This is a genomic window from Nocardioides sp. NPDC006273 (genome assembly GCF_040613495.1).
In the GTDB taxonomy this organism is placed as follows: domain Bacteria; phylum Actinomycetota; class Actinomycetes; order Propionibacteriales; family Nocardioidaceae; genus Nocardioides.
The window spans coordinates 1-8,460 of record NZ_JBEXSD010000038.1; the positions used below are offsets into that span (position 1 = coordinate 1).

The 8,460-nt window shown below is 67.6% G+C and carries 10 protein-coding genes; 7 read left to right on the top strand and 3 right to left on the bottom strand.

Annotated features, from left to right (window positions below; genetic code table 11):
- The coding region (locus ABZZ22_RS16830; protein WP_354933337.1) for a DUF222 domain-containing protein at positions 1-1,180 on the top strand (1,180 nt) is incomplete at its 5' end.
- A 379-nt stretch (positions 1,181-1,559) separates the two neighbouring features.
- Here ABZZ22_RS16830 and ABZZ22_RS16835 read toward each other — a convergent pair.
- Genes ABZZ22_RS16835 through ABZZ22_RS16845 form a run of 3 tightly spaced genes read right to left on the bottom strand, consistent with a single transcriptional unit; the run spans position 1,560 to position 3,794 of the window.
- Positions 1,560-1,838: a YciI family protein gene (locus ABZZ22_RS16835; protein ID WP_354933339.1), complete on the bottom strand. Its 279-nt coding sequence runs from the start codon at positions 1,836-1,838 to the stop codon at positions 1,560-1,562.
- Positions 1,838-2,470 carry an MBL fold metallo-hydrolase gene (locus ABZZ22_RS16840; RefSeq protein ID WP_354933341.1) on the bottom strand — a complete coding sequence of 211 codons (633 nt, stop codon included), beginning with the start codon at positions 2,468-2,470 and terminating at the stop codon, positions 1,838-1,840. The genes ABZZ22_RS16835 and ABZZ22_RS16840 overlap by 1 nt, the downstream gene beginning before the upstream one ends.
- Before the next feature lie 58 nt (positions 2,471-2,528).
- Complete coding sequence (locus ABZZ22_RS16845; RefSeq protein ID WP_354933342.1) at positions 2,529-3,794, bottom strand: isochorismate synthase; 1,266 nt, start codon at positions 3,792-3,794, stop codon at positions 2,529-2,531.
- A 108-nt stretch (positions 3,795-3,902) separates the two neighbouring features.
- On the opposite strand from ABZZ22_RS16845, the gene ABZZ22_RS16850 reads away from it, so the two are divergent.
- The 6 genes from ABZZ22_RS16850 to ABZZ22_RS16875 all read left to right on the top strand — a co-directional run bounded on the left by ABZZ22_RS16850 (position 3,903) and on the right by ABZZ22_RS16875 (position 8,448).
- On the top strand, positions 3,903-4,484 hold the full coding sequence (locus ABZZ22_RS16850; protein ID WP_354933343.1) for a hypothetical protein: 582 nt from the start codon (positions 3,903-3,905) through the stop codon (positions 4,482-4,484).
- Between the two features lie 37 nt (positions 4,485-4,521).
- A complete protein-coding gene (locus ABZZ22_RS16855) occupies positions 4,522-5,211 on the top strand; it encodes a demethylmenaquinone methyltransferase (RefSeq protein WP_354933344.1) in 690 nt (229 codons plus the stop codon).
- Positions 5,212-5,230: 19 nt separating this feature from the next.
- A complete protein-coding gene (locus ABZZ22_RS16860; protein WP_354933346.1) occupies positions 5,231-5,911 on the top strand; it encodes an ankyrin repeat domain-containing protein in 681 nt (226 codons plus the stop codon).
- Between the two features lie 27 nt (positions 5,912-5,938).
- On the top strand, positions 5,939-6,589 hold the full coding sequence (locus tag ABZZ22_RS16865) for an HD domain-containing protein (protein ID WP_354933348.1): 651 nt from the start codon (positions 5,939-5,941) through the stop codon (positions 6,587-6,589).
- A 226-nt stretch (positions 6,590-6,815) separates the two neighbouring features.
- The gene (locus tag ABZZ22_RS16870; protein WP_354933350.1) at positions 6,816-7,883 is read left to right on the top strand and encodes a hypothetical protein; all 1,068 of its coding nucleotides are present in this window, start codon (positions 6,816-6,818) and stop codon (positions 7,881-7,883) included.
- Between the two features lie 208 nt (positions 7,884-8,091).
- Positions 8,092-8,448 carry an NADH-quinone oxidoreductase subunit A gene (locus tag ABZZ22_RS16875; protein WP_292644601.1) on the top strand — a complete coding sequence of 119 codons (357 nt, stop codon included), beginning with the start codon at positions 8,092-8,094 and terminating at the stop codon, positions 8,446-8,448.
- Positions 8,449-8,460 lie beyond the last annotated feature (12 nt).

Sequence of the window (8,460 nt, forward strand, 5' to 3'; positions counted from 1 at the left end):
CCTCGACACCCTGCTCACCCGGGACCCCGCCTACTGGCGCACTGCGGAGAAGAAAGACCGGTTGAAGCGTCTGGAGATCATCCAGGCCAAACAAGCCGCGTTGAAGCTCCGGGTCCTCGCTGTCTCCGGTGACATCGCTGAAGAGACCGGCGCCAAAGACGTCTCGGGATGGATGTGGACCGAACTGTTGGTCGACAAGAAGGTCGGTCGCGCCGAGGTGAAGCTCGCCGCCGGGCTCGCGAGGTACGAGCTCGTCGCCGCCGGGCTGGCTGAGGGTGTGGTGTCCCAGGACAAGGCGAGGGTGATCGTCAAGGCGCTTGAGGCGGTCGAGGCCGACCCTGAGGCCAGCACCGAGAACCTGATCTTGGCGGAGAAGTTGTTGGTCGAGTACGCCACTCAGATGAGCGCGGCCAAGCTCGAGATCATTGGGAAGCGGATCCTGTTCGAGGTCGATCCCGACCGTTTTGAGGCCGCCGAGGCCAAAGCGTTGCAGCGGGAGGAAGAACGCGCCCAACGCCGCACGTTCTTCACCTCCCGTGCCAACGGTGACGGGACCGTGGACATTCACGCCCGGGTCTCGAACGCGGTCGGGATGAGGCTTCGGACCATCTTGGACTCGTTGGCGCAGCCGAGGAAGCTCTCAGCGGAGGACCGGGGCCGTAAGGCCCCCTATGACCGGCTGCTGGGCCAGGCCTTCGCCCGGATCGTTGAGACCTACGACGTGGACCAGCTGCCCCGGCACGGTGGGCACGCCACCACGGTGTTCATCACCATGAACGTCGAGGACCTCCGCAACGACCTCGGTACTGCGGCGTTGGGGTTCGACGGAGAGCAGATCACCGCTGCTGAGGCCCGCCGGATGGCCTGCAACGCCGACCTCATCCCCGTCGTACTGGGCGCAGGCTCGGAGATCCTCGACTTCGGCCGCAGCATCCGCCTAGCCCACCCGGTCCAACACCGTGCACTCCGGTTGCGGGACAAGTGCTGCCAAGCCGAAGACTGCGACGCGCCAGCCGCGTGGACCGAGGCCCATCACCTGAAACCCTGGTCAGCAGGCGGGCTTACGAATCTGGCGAACATGGTCTTGTTGTGCCCCAGCGACCATCGCCGGATCCACGACCCGAACTACGACTATGAACGCCTCCCGGACGGACGGACCCGGTTCACCCGCCGCGTCTGACCGCGCTGCGGCCTGCCCGGCGTACCGGTCCGATCTTGTGAAGGGTTTCACGAGGTCGGACCCTCTGCCATAGCCGACGACCTGGTGGCCTCCGGCAAGGCACAGGCACTCTCCCTCGTGAACGATTCACAAGGTGTCATCGTCTAGTGCAGCGGCTCCCGCAGACCCTCCCCCTGGCAGGACCGGCCAACCCCGGTCCCCAATCCCGCACCCAACCCAAAATCCGCTGCGCCATACCCCGCCGCCGACCCGATAGCCAGCCAAATTTCTCTCCGGGATGCGGCGTGAACACCATCCACTACGGGTCGGCGGCCCCAGCCCATGCGCCACAGCACCCCGCACGTTTTCAGTCCGTCCAGACCCCGAGATCAAGGAAGTCCTAGATCCCCAACTGGTCCTTCCAGGACCCAAGCACCGGCGTCCACTCGAAGACCCGGCGCTCCTTGATCAGCCCGGCCGCAAGGAACGGGTCATCGTCCACGGCCGTCTCGACAGTCGCGATCACGCCCTCGAAGAGGAGCAGGCCGGAGCCGTCGGAGGTGGGGCCGGAGAGCACCAGGTCGGGCCGGCCGGCGAGGAACTCCCGGTGGGCGTCGAGGTGCTCGGCGCGTACGTCCGGGAGGTCGTTGTAGGTGTACAGCACCGCGATCAGGGCCATCAGAGGTCAGCTCCGTCCGCGAGACGTACGTAGCCGCGTTCGGCCGGGATCAGGTTGGCGGCCTGGGTGTCGAAGACGCCGGAGCCGAACTCGGAGTAGACCCGGTCGTGGATCGCGACCGTGCGGGAGGCGCCGACCTCGCGGGCGAAGTCGATCAGCTCGGCGGAGCGGGCCCAGGGGGCGGAGACGGGCAGGAAGAGTACGTCGACGGCCTCACCTGGGCCGTCGAGTGCGTCGCCCGGGTGGAAGATCTTCGTGTCCCCGGCCTGGATCAGGTAGCCCGAGTTGTCGAAGTGCGGCAGGTCGGCGTGGATCACCGCGTGCTTCTCGTTGACCGCAGTGACCGGCAGGCCGACGTCGAACGACTCACCCGGCTTCACCACGGTGGTCCGCTCGTGGACCGCGGGAGCGCTCTTCAGGATCTGCGCCGAGACTGCGCCGATGGTGTAGACCGGTGCGTCGCTGCCCTCCAGGAGATCCGGGTTGTAGTGGTCTGGGTGCTCGTGGGTTATCAGCACCGCCGTCGCGCCGTCCAGCGCCTCGGGCTGGGAGAACACACCGGGGTCGACGACCACCACCGCCCCGTCGTGCTCGATCCGGACACAGGCATGGCCGAACTTCGTGATCCTCATGTCGCCGAATCTATCGCGGGCGGCCCACCCGCCGGGCGCCCTCTCCGGACGGGGCTGCTCAGGAGAGCGCGTCGCGGATGGGGACGAACTTGGCTTGGGTCTCGGCCAGCTCGGTCTCCGGGTCCGAGCTCGCCACGATGCCGCAGCCGGCGAAGAGGCGGGCGGTGCGGTCGTCGATCATCTCGGCCGAACGCAGCGCGATGCCCCACTCGCCGTCTCCGGACGCGTCCATCCAGCCGACGGGCCCGGCGTAGCGGGCGCGTTCCATCGACTCGATCTCGGCGATGAGCGCGACGGCTTCCTTGCGCGGGGTGCCGCCGACCGCGGCCGAGGGGTGCAGCGCGGCGGCCAGATCGAGCGAGCTCACCCCGTCGCTGGCGACGCCGGTGATGTCGGTGGCCAGGTGCATCACGTTCGGAAGCTTGAGCACGAAGGGCGCCTCGGGCACGTTCATCGAGGAGCAGTGCGGTTCCAGTGCGTCGGCGACCGACCTGGCGGCGTACTCGTGCTCCTCGAGGTTCTTCGACGACGCTGCCAGCGACGCGGCGAGAGCGTGGTCGCTGGATTCCACTGAATGGGCATCCTCGCCGGTGGGCCAGATCGTGCCCGCGAGCACGCGGGAGGTGACCAGGCCACGCTCGCGGCGGACGAGCAGCTCGGGGGTCGCACCGAAGAGGTCGTCGACGTGGAACGTCCAGCAGGTCGGGTACGCAGCGGCCAGCCGTCGCAGCACGGCCCGGATGTCGATCGGCGCACTGGCCGCGGCCAACAGGTCGCGGGCGAGGACGACCTTGTCGAGGTCCCCGTCCTGAAGCCGGGAGACGGCGTCGGCGACGATCCGCATCCAGTGCTCGCCGTCGACGTAAGCGTCGGCGAAGACGACGTCGCGCGGGGCCTCCGGCGGCGGCGTCGGAGCCAGCGGAGGGGGCGGCGTGGCGGCCGGGCCGACCGTGGTGACCCAGGCGACGTCACCGCGCTTGCCGACGATGACCGAAGGGATCTTGAGGACGGAGAATCCCGGCAGGTCCGCGAAGGCGAAGGAGCCGAACCCGACGAGCCCGGTGCCGGGCTCGCCGACGGCGTCAGACACCGTGGAGACGGCGGCGAGCTCTTCGAACCACTTGGTGGCGTGCGCGAACCGCTCCGGTCCGGACGTACGGATCTCGGCGGCGGTGCCCCAGCCGACGAGGCCCTCGCCGTGGCGGACCCAGGACAGCACACGCCGGCGCGCAGGAAGCAGCGCGAGCAGGTCTTCGAGCGTCTCCGACCCGGCGTCGAGGGCCACGGTCGTGGCCACCAGGGACTGCTGCTCCGACTCACTCACGCACCCAGGGTATCGGCGTGGTGTCGGCGGCGACGAGTCGAAGTGATGTATGTGGCATGGTCGCCCCATTTGTCATCCATCACCAGATGGGTTGTAGCGTGCGCTGGCGTGAGTACCAACAAAGAGCAGTCGTTCATCGCAGAGAACGGCATCACCCTCGGCATCATCGCCTTGGCCCTCTTCGTCGTGCTGGGCGTTGGCCTGCCACGGTGGGTTGGCGACTCCGAATCCCACTCCGGTGTGAAGATCACGCTCCCGGAGACTCTGTCGGGCGGCTACAAGCCGGCCGACAAGAAGTCCTCCTACGACCTCGACGTGATCAAGAAGCAGGGCGCGTCCGAGGAGCAGCTGGACGTGTTCATCAAGCAGAACGCCGCCAGCTCGAAGACCGAGGACCGCAACGTCTCCGACGCTCTCGGGTTCTCGATGGCCTCGCGCACCTACATCACCGAGGACATGCAGAAGTCCGTGATGATCCGTGCCTTCGCCGGCGACGGCAGCGCCTACTACGGCGGTGGCGAGGTCTCCAAGGTGGGCGACAACGTCTGCTACGCCAGCGCCGACCAGCAGACCGGCCAGACCCAGGCGACCTGCTCGCACGCCTCCAAGAATCTGACCGTCCAGGCGACCGCCGCCTCGAAGAAGGACGCGGCGAAGTACGCCGACGAGATCTTCGAGAAGCTGGCCTGAGTTCGGGTCTGACGGAGACCCGAGACAGAATCAGCCCGTGACCCGAGCAGATCTGGACAAGCAGCCCGGCGAGGTCCGTCGCATGTTCGACGCGGTGGCCAAGCGCTACGACCTCACCAACGACGTACTCTCGCTCGGCCAGGACCGCCGCTGGCGACGCGAGGTCATCAAGGCCGTTGACCCGAAGCCGGGCGAGCTCGTGCTCGATCTCGCCGCCGGCACCGGCACCTCGTCCCAGCCGTTCCTGGACGCCGGTGCCGAGGTGGTCCCGACCGACTTCTCGATCGGCATGCTCAAGGTCGGCAAGGAGGCCAAGCCGCATCTGCCGTTCACGGCCGGCGACGGCACCAAGCTCCCTTACCGCGACGGGACCTTCGACGCGGTGACGATCTCGTTCGGTCTGCGCAACATCGTCGACCCCGAGGCCGGCCTGCGGGAGCTGCGCCGGGTCACCCGGCCTGGCGGTCGGATCGTGGTCTGCGAGTTCTCGCACCCGACCTGGAAGCCGTTCCGGACGGTCTACGTCGAATATCTGATGAAGGCGCTCCCGCCGGTCGCGCGGGCGGTATCGTCCTCCCCGGACGCGTACGTCTATCTCGCTGAGTCGATCCGGGCATGGCCCGACCAGGCAGGTCTCGCCGACATGCTGTCCTCAGCGGGCTGGCAGTCGCCGACGTGGACGAATCTCTCAGCCGGGATCGTCGCTCTGCACCACGCAACCGCTTGATCTCTGCGAAAGTTCGACTATGACCACGACGTTGCCATGGGACGGCATCTTGATGCCTCGCGAGGCCTACGGCCCCGCGGCAGTCAAGGCCAGGGACTCGCTCACCGATGCGGCCGCGCAAGGAGACTGGCGCCGGGCGCTCTCGCAGGTGCGCAACGACTACACCGTCGGTGTGAACACCTGGAAGATCGGCGGCGAGTCGATGTTCACGCCGCTGCACCACGCCGCCTACCTCGGTGCACCGCGGGAGACGGTCCAGGAGCTGCTCTCGCTGGGTGGCGTCAGGTCTTTGCCCACCGCCCACGGCGAGACGCCCTACCAGCTCGCCCAGCGCCGCGGCCACGACCACCTGCTCGACATGCTCGACCCCTACTTCCGCCCCGGCACGCCGCTCGGTGACAAGCTCGAGAACGTCAATCTTCACGTGAACACAACGCTCGCCGAGCTGACCGCCGAGTTCCGAGGCGAGCACCAGCTGCGTACGTTCGACGTCCGGCTCATCTCCGAGGAGGGCGGCCCCGACGAGGCCTGGTTCACCGCTCCGGGGATGTACGGCGGCATCCGGATCGGCATGTTCTGGGGCCGCGCCCACCTGGAGTACAACTCCCGTATGGGCGACTCCTACGCCGTCGTCGCCCCGGAGGGTTCGGCCTACGTGAGCCGCTCCAAGCGCGCCGCCCCCGCTCTCCCCACCCGCTGATCCGGCGTGACATGCGAAGGTCGTCCCATGGACGACCCGACTGCCGACCTGATCATCGACCTGAACCCGCTCCCCGACGAGATCGACGCCCGGCTGCGGGCTCAGCTGGAGTTCATCGCCGAGGCCGACAAGCTGAAGACGATCCTGCGTGCCTCGCCGCTGGCCGCAGCGGACCGGCGTGAGAACGACGCCGAGCACTCCTGGCATCTGGCGCTGATGGTGCTGCTGCTGGCGGAGTACGCCGACGAACCGATCGACGTGGGGCACGCGATCAAGCTGGTGATCATCCACGACATGGTCGAGATCTACGCCGGTGACAGCCCGGTCTTCGACACTGCCGCGGTCGTCGACCAGGTCGAGCGCGAGATCGCCGCCGCCGATCGGCTCTTCACGATGCTGCCGCCGGACCAGGCGGGCGAGATCCGGGCCCTGTGGGACGAGTTCGAGGCCGCTCAGACCCCCGAGGCCCGCTTCTGCAAGGCGATGGACCGCCTCGAGCCGATGCTCCTCAACTGGCTCAACCGCGGTGGCACCTGGGGCATGCCCGGTGCCACCGAGTCCCGGGTCCGTGCCCGCGAGGCCGGCGTCGTCGCCGCCTCGACGACCCTCGGCGCCGCCACCGACGCACTCGTCCGCGCGGGCCTCAACAACGGCTGGATCCGCCCCGATCCCGACTGAGCCCAATCCCGCCGAGTCGGCGCATCCTGACGCGAAATCAGGCCGAGTCGGCTCGTCATGACGAGCCGACTCGGCGAGATTTCGGGTGAGTACGGGCCAGCTCGGCGGGTTGCTGCGCGGCTGGTCTCGGCGGTCCGAGCGGGTCAGTGAAATCAGGGAATCCTTTCCTGCGTATCCAGTACGCTGCGTCCGACCTTGACGACCGAGACGCTGGTGAGGGCCGCTCGTGGACACGGATGTGGTGCCGGGATCGGTGACGCACTGGACCGTCACGATCGACGACCAGCGGCGGCTCAAGTCGGCCATGGTGCGGTTGCGGCTGCGAAGTTGGACCTACTGGGTCCTGGGGCTGGTTCTGCCGGCGTTGATGACCGGCTCCGTCTGGTTCGGGATGAGTGATCTGGGGATTGATCCGGTCGGCGATCTTGTCGCTCTGGTGATGATCTCGACCTTGGGAGTCGCCTGCCTGGCGGGCCTGCTGCCACTGCCGCTGTGGACAGTCTCGCGCCGTGTGGAGCGCGAGTTTCCTGTTGGGGCCACTCTCGTCGCATGGGCGACGGAGAGCGGGTTGGGCATGCGTACGCTCAGGCGACTCGCCTTCTATCCCTGGTCGCGGCTGACCCAGATCGAGGCGGGGCCGGTGCTGGTGCGGTGTCGGCAGGATGGCCCGAAGACGTTGGCCCAACCGGCGTACCTTCCGGCCGGGCCTGATGAGGTGGCGCGGTCGGTCGACTTTCCGGCCCAGCTCATCGGGCTGGCGATCAGGCGCGAACTGGCAGCGAGGGCAGGCCGGGTGCCGGCGGAGCCCCAGATGTTGAGGGAGCCGATCGTCGTCGATCGTGTACTGCGGTGGCGGCTCGTCCGGGCGTGGCTGTGGGCGCAGTTCGGCATCACGGCATGGTTGCTTCCTGCCGCGCTCGTTCTCAACATCCCGCTCCTGCTGGCCGGTGGCTCCTACCGGATGTTGGCTACCTGGTTGATGGTCCTGTTGCTCAACCCCCTCACCTGGCTGCTCGCAGGGGAGGGCCGGATGTCCGGGATGTACGTCGTCGGCGCCCCCGTCGTCGGCTCGATGGGCCAGTGGCTCGAGATCCAGGGACCGTGGGGAAGCGTTGCCTGGCCCCCGGGATGGCTGGAGGTACGCCGGATCACCAAGCACACCGTGACGTACGAGATGGTGCAGGTCGGTCCCGATGGAACGCGGGCCGTACGGGCCAACGCCGTGAAGCGGATCGTGGTGATCCCGCGAGCCTTCCTCGACACGCCGGCGCCGGCGGTCAGCCCCCAAGTCTGAGCCGCCAGAATCCCACCTTGGCGTGGTTCTGCAGGCGTTTGCGCCCGGATGCCGACCCGCCTCCCTGCCATGGCGGGAAAGTGCCGCGCGCCATTTCGGCAACCGACTTGCATTCCGCCACAGGAGTGGCAGGATGTGAGTTGGCCCACATTGTGATTCCATTCACAAAGTCTCAAGAAGGGGTGGGTCGCTCAGGGTAGGAGGCGAGATGGAGCTCTACGTGCCGGTGCTCGCGTTGGCGGGACTGGCGACGCTCTTCGCGGTCGGTTCGTTGATCATGAGCTCGGTCGTCGGACCGAGACGCGTCAACCAGGCCAAGGCGGATCCCTACGAGTGTGGGATCGAGGCCACTCCACAGGCGCTGGGTGGTCGATTCCCGGTGAAGTACTACATCACCGCGATGCTCTTCATCATCTTCGACATCGAGATCATCTTTCTCTACCCGTGGGCCGTCAGGTTCGACGCGATGGGATGGTTCGGCCTCGCGGAGATGGGCCTCTTCCTGCTGACGGTGTTCGTGGCGTACGCCTATGTGTGGCGCCGCGGCGGATTGGACTGGGACTGACCGTGAACGAGC

Coding starts and splice junctions, on each gene's coding strand:
- ABZZ22_RS16840 (WP_354933341.1), bottom strand. CDS start 2,470: ATGAGGATCACGAAGTTCGGCCATGCCTGTGTCCGGATCGAGCACGAC.
- ABZZ22_RS16860 (WP_354933346.1), top strand. CDS start 5,231: ATGACCACGACGTTGCCATGGGACGGCATCTTGATGCCTCGCGAGGCC.
- ABZZ22_RS16875 (WP_292644601.1), top strand. CDS start 8,092: ATGGAGCTCTACGTGCCGGTGCTCGCGTTGGCGGGACTGGCGACGCTC.
- ABZZ22_RS16835 (WP_354933339.1), bottom strand. CDS start 1,838: ATGGCCCTGATCGCGGTGCTGTACACCTACAACGACCTCCCGGACGTA.
- ABZZ22_RS16865 (WP_354933348.1), top strand. CDS start 5,939: ATGGACGACCCGACTGCCGACCTGATCATCGACCTGAACCCGCTCCCC.